This is a genomic window from Pseudomonas sp. NFACC43, from assembly GCF_900119645.1.
Lineage (GTDB): Bacteria > Pseudomonadota > Gammaproteobacteria > Pseudomonadales > Pseudomonadaceae > Aquipseudomonas.
This window is the reverse complement of record NZ_FPKK01000007.1, coordinates 1-19,229: the sequence shown is the minus strand read 5'-3', so window position 1 is coordinate 19,229 and position 19,229 is coordinate 1. Positions and strand designations below refer to the sequence as shown.

20 protein-coding genes and 1 pseudogene are annotated in these 19,229 nt (G+C 61.9%); 11 read left to right on the top strand and 10 right to left on the bottom strand.

All coding sequences use genetic code 11. From position 1 onward, the window contains the following. Positions 1 to 10 precede the first annotated feature (10 nt). Positions 11 to 205 (top strand): hypothetical protein, encoded by a 195-nt coding sequence (locus tag BT179_RS13605; protein ID WP_072394041.1) that lies wholly within the window; start codon positions 11 to 13, stop codon positions 203 to 205. A gap of 137 nt (positions 206 to 342) precedes the next feature. On the opposite strand, the gene BT179_RS13600 is transcribed toward BT179_RS13605, so the two are convergent. The 6 genes from BT179_RS13600 to BT179_RS13575 form a co-directional block, all read right to left on the bottom strand. Next, positions 343 to 882, bottom strand: coding sequence for a DUF2058 domain-containing protein (locus BT179_RS13600; RefSeq protein WP_072394044.1), 540 nt, complete (start codon positions 880 to 882; stop codon positions 343 to 345). 26 nt (positions 883 to 908) lie between these two features. After that, positions 909 to 1,742, bottom strand: a complete 834-nt coding sequence (mazG, locus tag BT179_RS13595; RefSeq protein ID WP_072394047.1) for a nucleoside triphosphate pyrophosphohydrolase — start codon at positions 1,740 to 1,742, stop codon at positions 909 to 911. Positions 1,743 to 1,806: 64 nt separating this feature from the next. After that, positions 1,807 to 4,053: a GTP diphosphokinase gene (relA, locus tag BT179_RS13590; protein ID WP_072394050.1), complete on the bottom strand. Its 2,247-nt coding sequence runs from the start codon at positions 4,051 to 4,053 to the stop codon at positions 1,807 to 1,809. A gap of 101 nt (positions 4,054 to 4,154) precedes the next feature. Then, a complete protein-coding gene (gene rlmD, locus BT179_RS13585; RefSeq protein WP_072394053.1) occupies positions 4,155 to 5,525 on the bottom strand; it encodes a 23S rRNA (uracil(1939)-C(5))-methyltransferase RlmD in 1,371 nt (456 codons plus the stop codon). Beyond that, a complete protein-coding gene (gene cysM, locus BT179_RS13580) occupies positions 5,525 to 6,427 on the bottom strand; it encodes a cysteine synthase CysM (protein ID WP_072431642.1) in 903 nt (300 codons plus the stop codon). The genes rlmD and cysM overlap by 1 nt, the downstream gene beginning before the upstream one ends. A 239-nt stretch (positions 6,428 to 6,666) precedes the next feature. Beyond that, entirely contained in the window at positions 6,667 to 7,065 is a 399-nt protein-coding gene (locus BT179_RS13575; protein WP_072394059.1) for a hypothetical protein, read from the bottom strand. Between the two features lie 329 nt (positions 7,066 to 7,394). On the opposite strand from BT179_RS13575, the gene BT179_RS13570 reads away from it, so the two are divergent. The 4 genes from BT179_RS13570 (at position 7,395) to BT179_RS13555 (ending at position 12,144) form a co-directional block, all read left to right on the top strand. Continuing rightward, entirely contained in the window at positions 7,395 to 10,145 is a 2,751-nt protein-coding gene (locus BT179_RS13570; RefSeq protein WP_072394063.1) for a response regulator, read from the top strand. Positions 10,146 to 10,211: 66 nt separating this feature from the next. Further along, a complete protein-coding gene (locus BT179_RS13565) occupies positions 10,212 to 11,201 on the top strand; it encodes a 2-hydroxyacid dehydrogenase (protein ID WP_072431643.1) in 990 nt (329 codons plus the stop codon). Positions 11,202 to 11,305: 104 nt separating this feature from the next. Beyond that, positions 11,306 to 11,740, top strand: a complete 435-nt coding sequence (locus BT179_RS13560; protein ID WP_072394070.1) for a hypothetical protein — start codon at positions 11,306 to 11,308, stop codon at positions 11,738 to 11,740. Further along, the gene (locus BT179_RS13555; protein WP_072394073.1) at positions 11,740 to 12,144 is read left to right on the top strand and encodes an META domain-containing protein; all 405 of its coding nucleotides are present in this window, start codon (positions 11,740 to 11,742) and stop codon (positions 12,142 to 12,144) included. Before BT179_RS13560 ends, BT179_RS13555 begins: the two co-directional genes overlap by 1 nt. A gap of 71 nt (positions 12,145 to 12,215) precedes the next feature. On the opposite strand, the gene BT179_RS13550 is transcribed toward BT179_RS13555, so the two are convergent. Further along, complete coding sequence (locus tag BT179_RS13550; protein WP_072394076.1) at positions 12,216 to 12,683, bottom strand: TlpA disulfide reductase family protein; 468 nt, start codon at positions 12,681 to 12,683, stop codon at positions 12,216 to 12,218. 104 nt (positions 12,684 to 12,787) lie between these two features. Here BT179_RS13550 and arsC point away from each other — a divergent pair, with 104 nt between their 5' ends. Genes arsC through BT179_RS13535 form a run of 3 tightly spaced genes read left to right on the top strand, consistent with a single transcriptional unit; the run spans position 12,788 to position 14,161 of the window. After that, entirely contained in the window at positions 12,788 to 13,141 is a 354-nt protein-coding gene (gene arsC, locus BT179_RS13545) for an arsenate reductase (glutaredoxin) (RefSeq protein WP_072394079.1), read from the top strand. Further along, the gene (gene wrbA / locus BT179_RS13540; RefSeq protein WP_072394082.1) at positions 13,138 to 13,743 is read left to right on the top strand and encodes an NAD(P)H:quinone oxidoreductase; all 606 of its coding nucleotides are present in this window, start codon (positions 13,138 to 13,140) and stop codon (positions 13,741 to 13,743) included. Before arsC ends, wrbA begins: the two co-directional genes overlap by 4 nt. After that, positions 13,736 to 14,161 carry a DUF2069 domain-containing protein gene (locus BT179_RS13535; protein ID WP_072394085.1) on the top strand — a complete coding sequence of 142 codons (426 nt, stop codon included), beginning with the start codon at positions 13,736 to 13,738 and terminating at the stop codon, positions 14,159 to 14,161. Before wrbA ends, BT179_RS13535 begins: the two co-directional genes overlap by 8 nt. An 89-nt stretch (positions 14,162 to 14,250) precedes the next feature. Here the strand turns inward: BT179_RS13535 and BT179_RS13530 are convergent, their stop codons facing one another. After that, positions 14,251 to 14,925: a DNA-3-methyladenine glycosylase I gene (locus BT179_RS13530; RefSeq protein ID WP_072394088.1), complete on the bottom strand. Its 675-nt coding sequence runs from the start codon at positions 14,923 to 14,925 to the stop codon at positions 14,251 to 14,253. Between the two features lie 81 nt (positions 14,926 to 15,006). Next, entirely contained in the window at positions 15,007 to 15,831 is an 825-nt protein-coding gene (gene ttcA / locus BT179_RS13525) for a tRNA 2-thiocytidine(32) synthetase TtcA (RefSeq protein WP_072431644.1), read from the bottom strand. Between the two features lie 421 nt (positions 15,832 to 16,252). On the opposite strand from ttcA, the gene BT179_RS13520 reads away from it, so the two are divergent. Continuing rightward, positions 16,253 to 16,855: a Yip1 family protein gene (locus tag BT179_RS13520; protein WP_039591896.1), complete on the top strand. Its 603-nt coding sequence runs from the start codon at positions 16,253 to 16,255 to the stop codon at positions 16,853 to 16,855. A 157-nt stretch (positions 16,856 to 17,012) separates the two neighbouring features. Beyond that, entirely contained in the window at positions 17,013 to 17,507 is a 495-nt protein-coding gene (locus BT179_RS13515) for a SprT family zinc-dependent metalloprotease (RefSeq protein ID WP_072394093.1), read from the top strand. A gap of 113 nt (positions 17,508 to 17,620) precedes the next feature. Here BT179_RS13515 and BT179_RS13510 read toward each other — a convergent pair whose 3' ends face one another. After that, the gene (locus BT179_RS13510) at positions 17,621 to 18,802 is read right to left on the bottom strand and encodes a CaiB/BaiF CoA transferase family protein (RefSeq protein WP_072431645.1); all 1,182 of its coding nucleotides are present in this window, start codon (positions 18,800 to 18,802) and stop codon (positions 17,621 to 17,623) included. A 278-nt stretch (positions 18,803 to 19,080) separates the two neighbouring features. Between BT179_RS13510 and BT179_RS27005 the strand changes: the two are divergent. After that, positions 19,081 to 19,229 (top strand): annotated as a pseudogene (locus tag BT179_RS27005) (IS110 family transposase); the annotation flags it as partial.

Below are 19,229 nucleotides of genomic sequence, written 5' to 3'. Positions count from 1 at the left end.
GTTTGCAAAGATGACTGTGAAAGTAATTGAACGCGATGATGCCCACATGTCCCACGAAGCCATTGCCGCCGGCATCCGGATCTGGGATGTGCATCAGCAGGATCTGCTGGTGGGGATGTTCCATTCGGAGACAGACGCCCATAGCTACAAGGCGGAGCTGGAGCGCGAGGAAATGCTGCGCTCGCGGGAGACGGCAGAATCCTGAACAACGAAAAACCTGTGGGAGCGAGCGTGCTCGCGATAGCGGAGTGTCAGTCGCCATATGGGGCACTGATAACCACTATTGCGAGCACGCTCGCTCCCACAGGTTTTGTGTTTCAGTTCAACGATATTGCGTCCGGCTCACCACATCAAATCATCCGGAATCTGATACGCCGCGTACGGATCGTCGGCATCCACTTCTTCGGTCTGGGTATTGAGCTGCACAATACGCTTGGGATCGCGCTCCTGGATTTTCAACGCCGCTTCGCGGGGGATCACTTCATAACCGCCGGCATGATGGACGATCGCCAGAGAGCCGCTGCTCAGCTTGTTACGCATCAGGGTGTTGACCGAGATACGCTTGACCTTCTTGTCGTCGACAAAGTTGTAGTAATCATCGGTGGTCAGCTTCGGCAGGCGCGAGACTTCGATCAACTGCTTGATCTGGGCGGCACGGGCCTTCTGCTCGGCCTTTTCCTGTTGCTGGCGATTGAGCTCCTGGTCACGCCGCGCCTTCTCCGCCATGGCCTCCTGGGCCGCGCGCTGCTGGGAGTCGTCCAGTTCGATCTGGCCCTTGTGGGCCAGGCGCTGCTGCTTCTGCTTCTCTTTGCCGACCTGCTTGACCTGCTTTTGGTTGACCAGCCCTGCTTTGAGCAACTGGTCGCGAAGGGAAAGGCTCATGGTGCTTACTCACTTAGGCAACGGCCTCAGCCGCAGCTGGGCAAATTCTTTTCCTGACGTTTGGCTTCGCCCCACAAGGCGTCCAATTCTTCTAGGGTGCAATCTTCCATGGGACGGTGGGTGTCGCGCAATGCCTGTTCGATAAATCGAAAACGCCGCTCGAATTTCCCATTGGCGCCGCGCAGTGCGGTTTCCGGATCGACCTTGAGATGACGGGCCAGGTTCACCACGCTGAACAGCAGGTCGCCGACCTCCTCGCCAATGGCTTGTGGGTCATTGTCGGCCATGGCTTGCAGCACTTCGTCCAGCTCCTCGCGAACCTTGTCCAGCACCGGCAGTGGACCCGGCCAGTCGAAACCGACCTGGCCCGCCCGTTTCTGCAGCTTCGCCGACCGGGATAACGCCGGCAGGGCCGCTGGCACATCGTCGAGCAGTGACAACTGCTCCGGAGCGCAGGCCTTTTCAGCCCGCTCCTCAGCCTTGATCTGCTCCCAGCGATGCTTGACCTGCTCCTCGCTCAGGCGCGGTACATCCAGCGGCGCGTAGAGATCGCCGGTGGGAAATACGTGAGGATGGCGCCGGATCAGCTTGCGGGTGATGCTGTCGACCACACCGGCGAATTCAAAGCGGTTTTCTTCCCGGGCCAGCTGGCTGTAATACACCACCTGGAACAACAGATCGCCCAATTCGCCTTGCAGGTGATCGAAGTCGCCGCGCTCGATGGCATCGGCGACTTCGTAGGCTTCTTCCAAGGTATGGGGAACGATGGTCGCGTAGGTTTGCTTGATGTCCCACGGGCAACCGTACTGGGGGTCCCGCAGACGGTTCATCAAGTGGAGCAGGTCTTCGAGGCTGTACATCAATCCATCCCATCACAAAAAAGTCCTGTGGGAGCAAGCTCGCTCCCACTTTTTCGGACTGCGCTTAACCTGGTGTCCGGTTACGCCGGGTCTCGATGATGTTCGGCAACTGGGAAATCCGCCCCAACAGGCGGCCTAGCGCATCCAGCCCCGGAATCTCGATGGTCAGGGACATCAGTGCGGTGTTGTCTTCCTTGTTCGAACGGGTGTTGACCGCCAACACGTTGATCCGCTCATTGAGCAGCACCTGAGACACGTCACGCAGCAACCCGGAGCGATCGTAGGCGCGAATGATGATGTCCACCGGATAGGTGAGCACGGGCACCGGGCCCCAGCTGACCTGGATGATCCGTTCCGGCTCGCGGCCGGCCAGTTGCAGCACCGAGGCACAGTCCTGGCGGTGAATGCTCACGCCGCGCCCCTGGGTGATGTAGCCGACGATCGCATCCCCCGGCAACGGCTGGCAGCAGCCGGCCATCTGGGTCATCAGGTTGCCGACCCCCTGGATCTGGATATCGCCGCGCTTGCCCGGCTTGTAGCCAGTGGCCTTGCGCGGGATCAGCTCCAGTTGTTCGTTGCCACGCTCCGGCTCCACCAGTTGCTGGGCCAGGTTGACCAGTTGCGCCAGGCGCAGGTCCCCGGCCCCGAGGGCGGCGAACATGTCGTCGGCGGTCTTCATGTTGGCCTTTTCGGCCAGCTTGTCGAAATCCACCTGCGGCAGGCCAAGGCGACTGAGCTCGCGCTCGATCAAGGTCTTGCCGGCGGCGACGTTCTGGTCGCGAGCCTGCAGCTTGAACCAATGGACGATTTTCGCCCGAGCCCGCGACGTGGTGATATAGCCCAGGTTCGGGTTCAGCCAGTCACGGCTCGGCGTGCCGTGCTTGCTGGTGATGATCTCGACCTGTTCACCGGTCTGCAGGCTGTAGTTGAGCGGTACGATCCGCCCGTTGATCTTGGCGCCACGGCAGTTATGGCCGATCTCGGTGTGGACCCGGTAGGCGAAGTCCAGGGGCGTCGCACCCTTGGGCAGGTCGATGGCATGCCCGTCGGGGGTGAAGATGTAAACCCGGTCCGGCTCGATATCCACCCGCAACTGCTCGGCCAGGCCGCCGATATCACCCAGTTCCTCGTGCCACTCCAGGACCTGGCGCAGCCAGGAAATCTTTTCTTCGTAGTGGTTGGAGCCGGACTTGACGTCGGTGCCCTTGTATTTCCAGTGCGCGCAGACACCCAGCTCGGCTTCCTCGTGCATGGCGTGGGTGCGGATCTGCACCTCCAGTACCTTGCCTTCGGGACCGATCACCGCAGTGTGCAGCGAGCGATAGCCGTTTTCCTTGGGGTTGGCGATGTAGTCGTCGAACTCCTTGGGAATGTGTCGCCACAGGGTATGGACGATCCCCAGGGCGGTGTAGCAATCGCGCATTTCCGGAACCAGCACGCGAACGGCGCGAACGTCGTAGATCTGGCTGAATTCCAGCCCTTTGCGCTGCATTTTGCGCCAGATCGAATAGATGTGCTTGGCCCGGCCGCTGATATCGGCTTCCACGCCGGTGGCCTGCAATTCTTCGCGCAGCTGGGTCATCACATCGGTGATGAAACGCTCACGGTCCAGGCGTCGCTCATGCAGCAGCTTGGCGATCTGCTTGTACTGGTCGGGCTCCAGGTAGCGGAAGGACAGATCCTCCAGCTCCCACTTGATGTGACCGATGCCGAGACGGTGGGCCAGGGGGGCATAGATGTCGAACACTTCCCGGGCGACGCGATTGCGCTTCTCGTCGTCGGCGGACTTCACCGCACGAATCGCACAGGTCCGCTCGGCCAGCTTGATCAACGCGACGCGCACGTCGTCGACCATGGCCACGAGCATCTTGCGCAGGTTCTCTACCTGGCCCTGGGTACCCAGGACCATGGAATGGCGCGGACTGAGGCTGGCGCTGATGGCCGCCATGCGCAGCACGCCGTCGATCAGCTTGGCGACCACCGCACCGAAGCGCTGGCTGACCACCGGGAGCGGGATCTGCCCTTCGCGAACGCCGCGGTACAGCACCGCGGCCACGAGGGAATCCTGGTCGAGCTTGAGGTCGGCGAGGATCTCGGCAATCTCCAGGCCCGTATGAAAACTCGAGGTGCCTTCGGACCAGAGGTTCTTCGCCGCATTGTGTTGCTGTTCCGCCTCGCGAGCGAACTCGCAGGCTTGCTTCAAGGCTTCGCGATCCAACGCCATGTCGATGCTGACCGCGTGATCGAGCCAAGCCTCGAGATTGATACTGCCGTCGGTGTTGATCGGCTGGTGTGCTCTCACCTGTACCATCTTTACTTACCTTCCCTATGACGCAGATTCAATGCGTCAACATCGCTGACCTTCGTTGTCCGTGCTTCCGCCCAGGACTGTAGCGGGTTGGCACGAACGGGTCAGTCGGACAAGCCATCCTGGCTCGCTTCAAATAACGCCATGGCCTCGACATGCGCCGTCTGAGGAAACATATCGAGAATCCCGGCACGTTTTAACCGGTAGCCCTGCTTGATCAATTCGACCGTGTCCCGGGCCAAAGTTGCCGGGTTGCACGATACATATACCAACCGTCCGGCGCCCAGGGAGGCCAGCTTGCGCACCACCTCGAAAGCTCCGTCACGGGGTGGGTCCAAGAGTACCGCAGAAAAGCCTTCGCCGATCCATTCGGCACCCGCCAGCGGCTGGGATAAATCGGCCTGAAAAAAGGCAGTGTTATGCAAATTGTTGCTGAGCGCGTTGGCCGCAGCCCGATCCACCATGACCTGCACGCCCTCGACGGCGACGACTTCGCGTACCTGCCTGGCCAGTGGCAAGGCGAAATTGCCCAGGCCACAGAACAGATCCAGCACCCGCTCCTCGGGCCGAGGCGCCAGCCATTGCAAGGCCTGGGCAATCATCGCCTCGTTGATGCCGGCGTTCACCTGGATGAAATCCCCCGGTCGATAGGCCAGCTCCAGGCCCCAGGGATCCAGGCGATAACCCAGGGTCTGGCCGGGCTCCGCCGGTTGCGGCTCGCCCTCTCCATGAAGCCACAACTGGGCCTCATGGAACGCGCAGAAATCCTTGAGGATCGTCAGGTCGGCCTCCGATAGTGGTGCCATGTGCCTTAGCAACACCGCCAGGGACGAGCCGGCGAACAACTCCACATGGCCAAGCGCCTGGGGCTTGCTCAGGCGCCTGAGCATATCCGGCAGGCGGCTCATGATCGGCTGCAAGGGCTGTACCAGCACGGGGCAATCGCCAATGGCAACGATGTCCTGGCTGCCGGCCGCACGCAAACCCACCTCGAGCTTCTTCGCTTTCTGATCCCAGCGCACGGCCACCCGGGCGCGACGTCGATAAGCGAACTCCGGCCCGCTCAGCGGCGCGGCCCACTCCTCGGGTTCGACGCCGGCCACCCGCGACAACTGCTCGGCGAGCATGCGCTGTTTCAGGGCAAGCTGTTCTTCGTGGGGCAAATGCTGGACGCTGCAGCCTCCGCATTGACCGGCGTGGGCACAGGCTGCCGGGCGGCGCAGTTCACTGGTCTGGAACACACGCTCGGTGCGCGCCTCGACCACCTTGCCATGGGCACCGAGCACCCGAGCCTCGACCTCCTCGCCGGCCAGGGCACCGATGACGAACCAGGTACGGCCATCGACAAAGCCGATACCCCGGCCATCGTTGGCCAGGCGTTCGATGCTCAAGCGCTGCTTTTTGCCGGTGGGCACCTGGGGGGCCCGGCTTCCGCCGCTGGGCTGGAAGCGCAGGCCTCTTTCATGCCTGGCCATCAGTTGGGCGCGTCGAAAATGCCGGTGGACAGGTAACGGTCGCCCCGGTCGCAGATGATCGCCACGATCACCGCGTTTTCAACTTCCTTGGACAAGCGCAGCATGCCCGCCACGGCACCGCCCGAAGACACGCCGCAGAAAATACCCTCTTCCCGGGCCAGCCGACGGGTCACGTCCTCGGCCTCACTCTGGGCCATGTCGATGATGCGGTCCACGCGATCGGCCTGGTAGATCTTCGGCAGATATTCCTCGGGCCAGCGACGAATGCCCGGAATGGCCGAGCCCTCCATCGGCTGCAGACCAATGATCTGTACGTCCGGATTCTGTTCCTTGAGGTAGCGCGAAGTGCCCATGATGGTACCGGTGGTGCCCATCGAACTGACGAAATGGGTAATGGTGCCGCCGGTCTGGCGCCAGATCTCGGGGCCGGTGCTGGTGTAGTGGGCCTCGGGGTTGTCGCCGTTGGCGAATTGATCCAGCACCTTGCCACGCCCATCGGCCTGCATGCGCTCGGCCAGGTCCCGGGCGCCTTCCATGCCTTCGTCCTTGGACACCAGGATCAATTCGGCACCGTAGGCGGTCATCGCCGCCTTGCGTTCGGCGCTGGAATTGTCGGGCATGATCAGGATCATCTTGTAGCCCTTGATGGCCGCCGCCATGGCCAAGGCGATACCGGTGTTGCCGGACGTCGCCTCGATCAGGGTGTCGCCGGGCCGGATCTGTCCACGCAGTTCACCCCGGGTGATCATCGACAGCGCCGGCCGATCCTTGACCGAACCCGCCGGGTTGTTCCCTTCAAGCTTGAGTAAAAGCGTGTTGCTGGTGGCGCCAGGCAGGCGCTGCAAACGGACCAGCGGGGTGTTGCCGACGCAATCGGCGATGGTGGGGTACTGCAATGTCATGGCGTATTCGCAATCCGGGCTGCGGGGGCGCCTATCATACCGGCAAACGTTGCCAGGCCATATCACGCAAAGTGTGGTGGTTATGGCTTATGGGAATAAGCGGGTCATGAGATGGAGAGACAGGGCTTGATCCCGCCGGGCTGCGAGCTATCGCCGACCTCGCGAACACGGGGAGGTGAAGCAAGTCTGGCTGGGAACCTCTCCCATGGAACCAGTCCACCTGTCCGCGACTGCCAGACCTATACCTTCTGTACGTCAAATACCCCATCAGCTTTCTGGTGATCCACGGTTTTCACGTCAAAACGACCTTTGTATTTGTTTTTTATCTCGATGGTCTCAAGGGTCAAATCTCCAGTGTTTGCCGCCCCTGAGAAACCGTGGAACGACATCTGTATCCAGATATTATGTTTTTTGATCTCATAGGTACCCGGCGCCGTCAGAGAGCTGAACTGCACGATGACTATACCTTTATCCTCTCCTATAACCCCGACAATGGAGTTATCGGGCTGATCCAGAATATAAACGTCCTCAGTTTTGGTGACCTGCCCATTAAGCGTGATGGTTATTGAGCCTTTCGCATCAAGCCTGGGAGCAGCTTTTATAGCTTTCATCCTTTCTTTGTCGCTCAGGGTGTTCATGTCTTTCTCCTCAGGTAGTTAATAACTCAACGACACCGAGCTTAAAAAACAGAAAAGAAGCCGACACCTGTCAAGATCGACAGTCCCGACCGATGGTCAATAGCGAGCCGAAAGTGACACATGGTCTGGCCGCCCACGGATCATCGCGAGTTTGACCCTGCCCCCAGACGCCAGCGCCGTTTATCGCCGTGGACAATTGCTCGGCAGTACGGATACGAGACGCGCATGAATTTTACGGAGATTGACCGCCCGCAAATCGCTACACTGCGCAGGTATTGCATGCCGGATGCGTGCAAGTTCGATCTGACCGCTGGATGCAGGAGACAAGTGTGCTCAAGAAACTGGGAATCAAAGGCCGCGTACTGTTGCTGACCCTGCTGCCGACCAGCCTGATGGCGCTGGTCCTGGGGGGCTATTTCACCTGGATGCAGCAATCTGACCTGCACGCCCAGTTGCTGCAACGCGGCGAAATGATCGCAGAACAGCTTGCACCATTGGTCGCCCCGGCCATGAGTCGCCAGGAGACCGACCTGCTGGAACGCATCGCCACCCAGTCCCTGGAACAGGCGGACGTGCGTGCGGTGACCTTCCTCGCGCCCGACCGCACACCGCTGGCCCATGCCGGCCCGACCATGCTCAACCGTGCGCCGGAAGGCAACAGCACCCAGTTGCTGCAGCGCACCGGCAACGATGCCACCCGCTATCTGTTGCCGGTATTCGGCAAGCATCGCAACCTGGCCGGCGAACTGATCCCCGAAGAGGCCGACCGCCTGCTGGGCTGGGTCGAACTGGAGCTGTCCCACAGCGGCATGTTGTTGCGCGGCTACCGTAGCCTGTTCGCCAGCCTGCTGCTGATCGCCGCCGGCCTGGGATTGACCGCGCTGCTGGCCCTGCGCATGGGCCGTACCATCAACCGGCCGTTGAGCCAGATCAAGCAAGCCGTGGCACAACTCAAGGACGGTCATCTGGAAACCCGCCTGCCCCCCTTGGGCAGCCAGGAACTGGATGAACTGGCATCGGGCATCAACCGCATGGCGGGCACCCTGCAGAATGCCCAGGAGGAATTGCAGCACAGCATCGACCAGGCCACCGAGGACGTGCGCCAGAACCTGGAGACCATCGAGATCCAGAACATCGAGCTGGACCTGGCCCGCAAGGAAGCCCTGGAGGCGAGCCGGATCAAGTCCGAATTCCTGGCGAACATGAGCCATGAGATCCGTACGCCGCTCAACGGCATCCTGGGCTTCACGCACCTGCTGCAGAAAAGCGAGCTGACCCCGCGCCAGCTCGACTACCTGGGCACTATCGAGAAATCCGCCGACAGCTTGCTGGGCATCATCAACGAGATCCTCGACTTCTCGAAGATCGAGGCCGGCAAGCTGGTGCTCGACAGCATTCCGTTCAACCTGCGCGACCTGTTGCAGGACACCCTGACCATCCTCGCGCCCGCCGCCCACGCCAAACAGCTGGAGCTGGTGAGCCTGGTCTACCGGGACACCCCGCTGTCGCTGGTGGGCGACCCCCTTCGCCTCAAGCAGATCCTCACGAACCTGGTAAGCAATGCCATCAAGTTCACCCGCGAAGGCACCATCGTCGCCCGTGCCATGCTCGAAGACGAGCATGAAGACAGCGTGCAACTGCGCATCAGCATCCAGGACACCGGTATCGGCCTGTCGAGCCAGGACGTACGGGCGCTGTTCCAGGCCTTCAGCCAGGCCGATAACTCATTGTCCCGGCAACCGGGCGGTACCGGCTTGGGCCTGGTGATTTCCAAGCGCCTGGTGGAACAGATGGGCGGCGAAATCGGCGTCGACAGCACACCGGGCGAGGGCTCGGAGTTCTGGATCAGTCTGCGCCTGCCCAAGACCCGTGACGACGCCGAGGACCTGCCCGGCCCACCGTTGCTGAGCCGTCGCGTGGCCCTGCTGGAAAATCACGAACTGGCGCGCCAGGCCCTGCAGCACCAGCTGGAAGACTGTGGCTTGCAAGTCACGCCATTCAATACCCTGGAGAGCCTGACCAACGGCGTGACCATCGCCCACCAGACCGACCAGGCCATCGACCTGGCCGTGCTGGGCATCACCAGCAACGACATGCCGCCGGAACGCCTCAACCAGCATGTCTGGGACCTTGAGCACCTGGGCTGCAAGGTCCTGGTACTGTGCCCTACCACCGAACAGACGCTGTACCACCTCTCGGTGCCCAACCCCCACAGCCAGCTGCAGGCCAAGCCGGCCTGCACCCGCAAGTTGCGTCGCTCTCTGTCCGACCTGATCAACCCGCGCCCGCCCCGCAGCGAACCCAGCGAACCCGTGGCCAGCCGCGCCCCCAAGGTGTTGTGCGTGGACGACAACCCGGCCAACCTGCTGCTGGTGCAAACCCTGCTCGAGGACATGGGGGCCAAGGTGCTGGCGGTGGAAAGTGGCTATGCCGCGGTCAAGGCCGTGCAGAAGGAGACTTTCGATCTGGTCCTGATGGATGTCCAGATGCCCGGCATGGACGGCCGCCAGAGCACCGAGGCGATCCGTCAGTGGGAAAGCGAGCGGCACTGCACGCCACTGCCCATCGTCGCCCTCACCGCCCATGCCATGGCCAACGAGAAACGCGCGTTGCTGCAAAGTGGAATGGACGACTACCTGACCAAGCCCATCAGCGAGCGCCAGCTGGCCCAGGTAGTGCTCAAATGGACTGGCCTGGCCTTGCGCAACCAGACGCCGGAGCGGGGCCATGAAGCCCAGGGCAGCGGCGAGCTGCTGGTGCTGGACCACGAGGAAGGCCTGCGCCTGGCCGCCGGCAAGGCGGACCTGGCGGCGGACATGCTGGCCATGTTGCTGGCTTCCCTGGAGGCCGACCGCGAAGCGATTCGCCAGGCCAACGAAGCCAACGACCACAATGCCCTGATCGAACGGGTGCATCGCCTGCATGGCGCGACACGCTACTGCGGCGTCCCCCAGTTGCGTGCCGCCTGCCAGCGCAGCGAAACCCTGCTCAAGCAACAGGACCCGAAAGCTGCCGCCGCCCTCCAGGATCTGGACAATGCCATCGACCGCCTGGCCAGCGAGGCGCGTGTCAGCGCCTGACCCAGGGCAATAGCCATCGGGACGATTGCGGCTAAGCTGATGCCATTCCAGTGCCAGGAGGCCGCCATGCGCGTAATTTTTTTCAGCAGCCAGACTTATGACCGCGACAGTTTCACCAACGCCCCGCTGCCGGCGGGTATCGAGCTGCAGTTCCAGCCGGCGCGCCTGAACCTGGACACCGTGGCCCTGGCCGAGCGCCACGAGGTGGTCTGTGCGTTCATCAACGATGACCTGAGCGCCCCGGTACTGGAACAACTGGCGGCCGGCGGCACCCGGCTGATCGCCCTGCGCTCGGCCGGCTACAACCATGTCGACCTGCCCGCCGCCAAACGCCTGGGCTTGAGCATCGCCCGGGTACCGGCCTACTCCCCCCATGCCGTGGCCGAACATGCGGTGGCGTTGATTCTGACCCTCAATCGCTGCCTGCACCGCGCCTACAACCGGACCCGAGACGGCAATTTCAGCCTGCATGGCCTGACCGGATTCGACCTGGTGGGCAAGACCGTCGGCGTGATCGGCACCGGGCAGATCGGCGCCACCTTCGCCCGGATCATGGCCGGCTTCGGCTGTCAGTTGCTGGCCCATGACCCCTACCCCAACCCTCAGGTGCAAGCCCTGGGGGCTCGCTACCTGCCCCTGGACGAGCTGCTGGCCCAAGCCTGGATCGTCAGCCTGCACTGCCCGCTGAACGAACAGAGCCGCCATCTGATCAACGCCCAGTCCCTGGCATCGATGCAACGCGGCGCCATGTTGATCAACACCGGACGCGGTGGCCTGGTGGACACACCGGCCTTGATCGAGGCACTGAAGAACGGCCAATTGGGCTATTTGGGGTTGGATGTCTATGAAGAAGAGGCCGATCTATTCTTCATGGACCGCTCCGACCAGCCCTTGCAGGACGATGTGCTGGCACGCCTGCTGACCTTCCCCAACGTGGTGATCACTGCTCACCAGGCCTTTCTCACCCATGAAGCCCTGGCGGCGATTGCCATGACCACCCTGGATAACATCGCAGCGTGGGCGGCCGGCACGCCGAAAAACCTGGTTGAGCGCTAGACCTGAACCGGCCTTCCCCCAGTGGGAGTTTCGTCGGCAGGATTCGTGGTTGACCATCCCAGGCCATGCCCCGTGCTAGCATGTCGCGCCTATTTGGAGGACCCATGGCCGAACACGATTTCCGCTACACCCTGATGAATCCGCACCACACCCTGACTGAAGTCCGCGCCCTGGCGCCGGGCCGATACCAGGTGACCGGCAATGGCGGTTCGATCCAGGCCAACGATGTGCTGCTGGTCACGCTCAAGGGCAGCAAGGACTTGTCCATGCGCCTTACCGTGGACACTGTCCGGCATTTGCTCAAGCCCATGGGCCAGTGGACCGCCATGACCACCGGTCCGGTCTTTGGCGAACTGGCGATCCATACCTGGCAGGTCAACTGCGATCGCTGCGCCAAGGCACTGAGTTTCGAATTTGCCGTGGATGCCAAGCTCGGCAGCAAGGCCCAGAAACCAGCCGCCACCGCACGCATCGCCGAGCTAGGCTGGACCACCCAGGGCGAAAAACACCTGTGCCCCGAATGCCAGGACGCCGCCTGATGAAACATCCGCTTGCCCTCGCGCTGATCGGCGTCGGCCTGATGGGGTGTGCCGCCGAGCCGGTTCGGTTGCAACAGAACCGCAGCTACATCCTGGAATGGATCGGCGAACGCCCGTTGATGGACTACAGCCACCTGACCATCACCCTCGGCGAGGACGGCCGGGCCTATGGCAACGGTGGCTGCAATCACTGGTTCGCGCCTTATACGCTGGAAGGCGAACGCCTGAGCTTCGGCAAGATCGGCAGCACTCGCAAACTCTGCGGCCCGGCGTTGATGGAGCAGGAAGCGCGCTTCTTGCAGGCATTGGAAAAGGTCGAGCGCTGGGACATTTCCCCCATCGAGCAGATCCGTTTCTGGCCGGCCCAGGGCAAGCCGCTGCGCTGGTGGCTCGAAGAAGGCTGAGTCCTTCAGGCGAAGATCCTGGATCCGGCATGGATCCCCTGTGGCGAGGGGATCCCACCTGTCAAAACAAGTTATTTGAACGCCTGCAACGCCTCAAGCTTCGCCATCACCCCCGCCGCCGTCTGTTCCCCCAGCAACTGCTCGCGCACCTTGCCCTGGTTGTCGATGATGTAGGTCACCGGCAGCCCCTCGCTGCGGGGCAGGTCGAAGATCTCGGCCGGATCTCGGGCCAGCACGGTGAAACGGATGCCCATCTTCTCGCTGGCGCTCTTGAGTTCCTCGCCCTGCACCTGATCGAAATTGACCCCGAACACGCCGATGCCGCGCCCCTTGAGCTGCTCGGACAAGGCGTTGAACTCAGGAATTTCGGTGCGGCACGGTGCGCACCATTCGGCCCAGTAGTTGACCACCAGCCATTGCTTGTCCAGCCGCTGCGAGGCAATGGCCTGGCCGTTCTGGTCCACACCATAGTCATTGCCGCAACCGGCGAGCAATAAAGAGCCCATCAATGCCAATGCCGCCGTCAGTCGCCTTGTCATGTGCTGTCCTTGTATGAATGTGAATGCCTGGCACCTGCGCAGGATGCCTGGCACCTCGTGGCACAGTAGAATAGCCGCCACCTTACGCAAGATGCGACCCGCTCATGACCGACCTGACGCTTTATCACAACCCGCGCTGTTCGAAATCCCGTGGTGCCCTGCAACTGCTGGAGGACCGAGGCCTCGCGCCCAGCGTGGTTCATTATCTGGAAACCCCGCTCGACGCCACGCAGCTGGAGCGCCTGCTGGGCAAGCTCGGTATCACCGCCCGACAACTGCTGCGCACTGGCGAGGAGCAATACGCGGCCCTGAACCTGGCCGATCCAGGCCTGAGCGAAGCCCAGCTGATCGCCGCGATGGCCGCGCACCCGAAACTCATGGAGCGCCCGATTCTCGAAGTCGGTGACAAGGCCGTCATCGGCCGGCCACCGGAAAAGATCCTGGAGATCCTGCCGTGAGCACGCCGTACATCCTGGTGCTGTATTACAGCCGCGGTGGCGCCACCAACGAAATGGCCCGGCAGATCGCCCGCGGCGTCGAGCAGGCCGGTCTGGAAGCCAGGCTGCGTACGGTGCCGGCAGTGTCCACCGAGTGCGAAGCGGTGTCCCCGGAAATTCCCGGCCAGGGCCCACTGTACGCCACCCTCGATGACCTGAAGCACTGCGCCGGCCTGGCCCTCGGCAGTCCGACCCGTTTCGGCAACATGGCCGCACCGCTCAAGTATTTTCTCGACGGCACCAGCAACCTGTGGCTGACCGGCGCACTGGTGGGCAAACCGGCCGGGGTGTTCACCTCCACCGCCAGTCTGCATGGCGGCCAGGAAACCACTCTGTTGTCGATGATGCTGCCGCTGCTGCACCACGGCATGCTGATCACCGGCCTGCCCTACAGCGAATCGGCACTGATCGACACCCAGGGCGGCGGTACCCCCTACGGGCCGAGCCATCATGCGGGCGCCGACGGTAAAAGCGGCTTGAACGAACACGAAGTGACCCTGTGCCGGGCCCTGGGTTCGCGCCTGGCGAAAACCGCGCAACTGTTGGAGAACGGCCGTGGCTAAGAAGCCCAAGACCCTGCCGCCGATCCAGTGGCTGGAACCACGCGTGCGCGTCGCCCGCGCCGTGAGCCTGCTGTGCTTTTTCGGCCTGGTGGGGCTGCTCTGCGTGTACTACCTGCTCATCGCCGACCTGCACGGCGCCCGGCCCTGGGTGATCCTGCTGATCGAGCTGGTGCCGCTGCTGATCCTGGCGCCGGGCATGATCATGGGCAGCGCCCGTGGCCACTCCTGGATGTGCTTTGTGGTGAACCTGTATTTCATCAAGGGTGCGCTGGCGGCCTATGACCCGAACCGGCAGTGGTTCGGCGTGCTGGAAATGGCCGCGAGCGTGGCGGTGTTCTGCTCGGCCTTGCTGTATGTGCGCTGGCGGTTCCAGTTGAACCGGCGCTTGGCTGGTGAGGGAGATATCCCCGTCGCCTGATGAACCGCTATCGCGAGCAAGCTCGCTCCCACAGGGTGTCACTGAGTCATTGTGGGAGCGAGCCTGCTCGCGATGGCCGCCATGCGGTCTCAATGATTCACGGTATAGGCCAGCATCATCGAGATCTGGCTCATGGGCCTGCCGCCACTCTCCTCATGCCACCGGTTGAAGGCATTCTGCACCGTCGCCAGATCCCGCAGGCTGGTGGGAACCTTGTCGATGATGTCCTGGGCATTGAGGGCGGCCACCACGTCGTAGCTGGGCACGAAAGTGTCCTTGCCCATCATCCGCAGGAAGCGCGGCGCCGACAGGCCGCCCAACTGATGGCCGTGTTTTTTCAGGTAGGTCCACAGGCCGACGATGTCAGTCACCGGCCAGTCGGCAACCAGCGCGCCAAAGCTGCCCTTTTCATGGGCCACGTCCAGAATCAGCTGCGCATTGCGCGGCACGCTCTTGAGCTTGCCCAGGTGCCGGATGATCCTTGCGTCCTGCATCAGCCGCTCCAGGTGCTCAGCGCTCATCAGCACGACCTTTTCCGGGTCGAACCCGAAGAACACCTCTTCGAATGCCGGCCACTTGGCATCCACGAGGCTGTGCTTGAGCCCGGCGCGAAAGACCCGCAGCGCCAGGGTCGACAGGTAGCGATCGTCGCTGATCTTGCGCAGTTGCGCCGGGGTCTTGGGCACCGGCAGGTGAGCCTCCAGTTCAGTCGTCGAACCGAAGCGGTTCAGACAATACTCGTGCAGCCACTTGTAGTCGCGCATGCCCTCTCCTGGGGTCTGGAATGAAAACGGCGCCAGTGGCCTTCATAGCCACTGGCGCCGTGAATAGAGCGGTTGGCACCGTCAGAGGTTCACCACGTTGACGAACCGCGGCGTGGCGTTTTCGTCGATGCGCAGGTTGGTGAAATCGAACAGGTTGCGGTCGGCCAATTGCGATGGAACGACGTTCTGCAGGCCGCGGAAAATGCTCTCGGTACGGCCCGGGGTCTTGCGTTCCCACTCCTGGAGCATCTCCTTGACCACCTGGCGCTGCAGGTTCTCCTGGGAGCCGCACAGGTTGCAGGGGATGATGGGGAATTGCTTGAAATCCGAATAGGCCTGGATGTCCTTTTCGCTGCAATAGGCCAGCGGACGGATCACCACGTTGCGCCCGTCGTCGGCCCGCAGCTTGGGCGGCATGGCCTTGAGCGTTCCGTTGTAGAACATGTTCAGGAAGAAGGTCTCGACGATGTCATCGCGGTGATGACCCAGGGCCATCTTGGTTGCACCGATCTGGTCGGCGAAGGTGTAGAGCGTACCGCGACGCAGGCGTGAACACAGCGAGCAGGTGGTCTTGCCTTCGGGGACCAGCTCCTTGACCACCGAGTAGGTGTCCTTCTCGACGATGTGGTATTCCACGCCGAGGGACTCCAGGTAGGCCGGCAGCACATGCTCGGGGAAACCGGGCTGCTTCTGGTCCATGTTCACCGCGACGATGTCGAATTTGATCGGCGCAACCTTCTGCAAATGCATCAGGACATCCAGCAGGGTGTAGCTGTCCTTGCCGCCGGACAGGCAGACCATGACCTTGTCGCCATCCTCGATCATGTTGAAATCGGCGACCGCCTCACCGGCCAGGCGGCGCAGGCGCTTTTGCAGTTTGTTCTGGTTGACCGTAAGAGTGCCCATGACGCGAAATCCGTGAGGTGTGACGAAAGGCCGGCATTTTACGCAAAAAACCCACTTTCAGCGAAGACCCATGATGAACGCTGATTGTGGCGAGGGAATTTTCCCTGCTGGAGTGCGAAGCGCCCCGCTCCACTGGCTTCCCAGCCTGACACTGCAGATGAGGGGAGCTGTTGCATGGTCCAGCGGGATAAGTCCCCTGGCCACGGGTAAGCCCCGCCTACCGCACCGGCGCAAGACTCATCGGCGATTAATAGACTTTTCTACAGCGCGATTTGCTCTAAGCCCCTAGTCCCACTAGGGATAACTCCTTTCTATACTGCGTCATAAGGTCGCACACATATTCAGACCTTTACTTACTTGGCCATTTGGCCCGTAGGCGCTCCGTTGGGGGGCGATGGCAATAACAAAGGAGTGACTGACTATGATCCATCATGTCGTGGGGCTCTTTACCCACCCTGATCAAGAATGGAAGGAAATCCGTGGCGATCAGGAGGAAAGCATCAGCCACATGTACCTCACCCATACGCTGATTCTCGCGGCCATCCCCGCAGTATCGGCGTTTATCGGCACCACGCAGGTGGGATGGGTCATCGGCAATCGCCCACCGGTGATGCTTACCCAGGAAAGCGCGCTATGGATGACCATCATGTCGTACCTCGCCATGTTGGGTGGGGTGGCTGTGATGGGTGCCTTCATCCACTGGATGGCCCGTACCTATGACGCCAATCCGAGCCTGGCCCGTTGCGTCGCGTTCGCCACCTATACCGCGACACCGTTGTTCATCGGCGGGCTGGCGGCGCTCTACCCGCACATGTGGCTGGGGATGATCGTCGGCACGGCAGCGATCTGCTACACGGTCTACCTGTTGTACGTGGGCCTGCCCACCTTCATGAACATTCCCCAGGACGAAGGGTTCCTGTTTTCCAGCTCGGTGCTCGCCGTCGGCCTGGTGGTGCTGGTCGCGATCATGGCGTTCACGGTCATTGTCTGGGGGCTGGGCGTCGGCCCGGTCTACACCAACTGAACTCCAAGGCTCACCTATAAAAACAGGATCTGCCAATACAGGCCGCCGCAAGGCGGCCTTCCTGTGCCTGGAACAGCCAAGACGACCATTGGGCGCCCGGGCGATTCGCAATGGCCGGCGCTTGCGGCATACTCGGGGTTCTGGAGACCCGTAAAGCATGCTCGAGCAACTCAATACCCGCGTCGAAGAGTGTTACCAACAAGCCGAAGCCTTTTTCAAACGTTCCTTCAAACGCCCCGTAGTCAGCTTCAAATTGCGTGGCCAGAAAGCCGGTGTCGCGCATCTGCACGAGAACCTGCTGCGCTTCAACCCGCAGTTGTACCGGGAAAACGCCGAGGATTTCCTCAAGCAGACTGTCGCCCACGAAGTCGCGCACCTGATCGCCCATCAATTGTTCGGCGAACGCATCCAGCCCCACGGCGAGGAATGGCAACTGATCATGCGCGGGGTCTACGAACTGCCGCCCAATCGTTGCCACACCTACGAAATCAAGCGTCGCAGCGTGACCCGCTACATCTACAAATGCCCCTGCGACGGCAGCGACTTCCCGTTTTCGGCCCAGCGCCATCGCCTGGTGCGCCAGGGGCGGCGATACTTGTGCCGCAGCTGCCGCAATACCCTGGTGTTCAGTGGGGAAACGCGGGTGGAGTAATGCTCTTGTGGTGTGGGCCGGCCTCATCGCGAGCAGGCTCGCTCCCACAGGATCCGTGAATGCCAAAGATCCAGTGTGGGAGCGAACTTGCTCGCGATGGCGGCCTTGCCGCCCTACAAAACCACCCCGCTCCTGCGCAATTCGGCAATCCGCCCAGCACTGAACCCCAACGCCCCCAACACCTGATCCGTATGCGCCCCCAGCCCCACGCCAACATGTCGAGGTTCGGGCAGGCCATCTGAAAACCTCAACGGACAGGCCATCTGAGCCTGGCTCGAACCATCCCCTCGGGGCACCTGTTTCACCAGCTCCCGAGCCTGTAACTGCGGATGCCGGACAGCTTCCGCCAGGCTCAGCACCGGCTCGACGCAAGCATCGACCCTAGCAAACAAGCCGCACAGCTCGGCAAAATCATGCTTCTGGAACTCGGTCTGCAGTGCCTGCTTAAGGGCGTATTGCTCTTCAGGCTTGGGCGACAGTCCCTGGGCCGCCAGTTCCGGTCGCCCCAAGGCCTCACACAGTGCCTGCATGAAGGCCGGTTCCAGGCTGCCCACCGACATCCAGCGGCCATCCCGCGTGCGGTAATAATCGTAGAAGCTGCCGCCGTTGAGCAATTGGTCCTCCCTGCCCGGTTCGACACCACAGGCCAGGTAACCGGCGCCTGCCAGCGCGTTCAGGCTGAAGACACAATCGCTCATGCTTACATCCAGATGCTGGCCCTGTCCGCTCTGTTGCCGGGCAATCACCGCCGCCAGCAGCCCGATCACCCCATGCAACGAACCGCCGGCAATGTCCGCCGCCTGGATACCCAAAGGCAGCGGGCCGCTATCGGCACGGCCGGTATGGCTGGCAAGCCCCGTCAGGGCCAGGTAGTTGATGTCATGGCCGGCGCGGTCCCTGTAGGGCCCGGTCTGGCCATAGCCGGTAATCGACACGTAGATCAGCCGTGGATTGATCGCTTTCAGGGTTTCATATCCCAACCCCAGCCGCTCCATCACCCCGGGCCGGAACTGCTCCAGCACGATGTCGTACTCGCCAAGCAGTTGCCCGATGACCTCTCGTGCCGCGGGCTGCTTGAGGTCCAGGGCCAGGCTGCGCTTGTTGCGATTGAGGTAGGCATGACTGGCCGACATCCCCTGGTCATGTGGCGGCAGGTTGCGCACCAGGTCCGGGCGGGTCGGCGATTCGATACGCAACACCTCTGCCCCCATGTCCGCCAGTAACAGTGAAGCGAACGGACCAGGCAACAGAGTCGAGAAATCCAGGACCTTGAGCGACGCCAACGGGCCTTGCATGGGTGACCTCCAGTGACTGAACGCTGAAAGACTAGGCAGGGGTTGGCGATGGGGCAATCACTGGATTCGTCACTTTGAATGACGATTGTGCTCACGGCCGACAGGGATCTCTTGGGGCAAGGGAACCCATCCGCTCACCACAAAACAAGTTCTTGCCCGAACAATCCAGCGCAATAAAAAACCCGCCGAAGCGGGTTTAATGAGATGGTCAGCCTGACCGAGAAGCCCTGCAGGTTTACGCTTGCAGGGCTTTTCTCGTTTTCGGCGGAGGATCTCTCATGAACACGATGACGCTTCTCGGCATCGACATTGGTAAACACAGTTTCCATCTGCACGGCCAGGACGCCAAAGGTCATCAGGTTTTGCGCAAGAAAACCAGCCGCAGCCAATTGCTCGGCACATTGGCCCAACTGCCGGCCTGCACGGT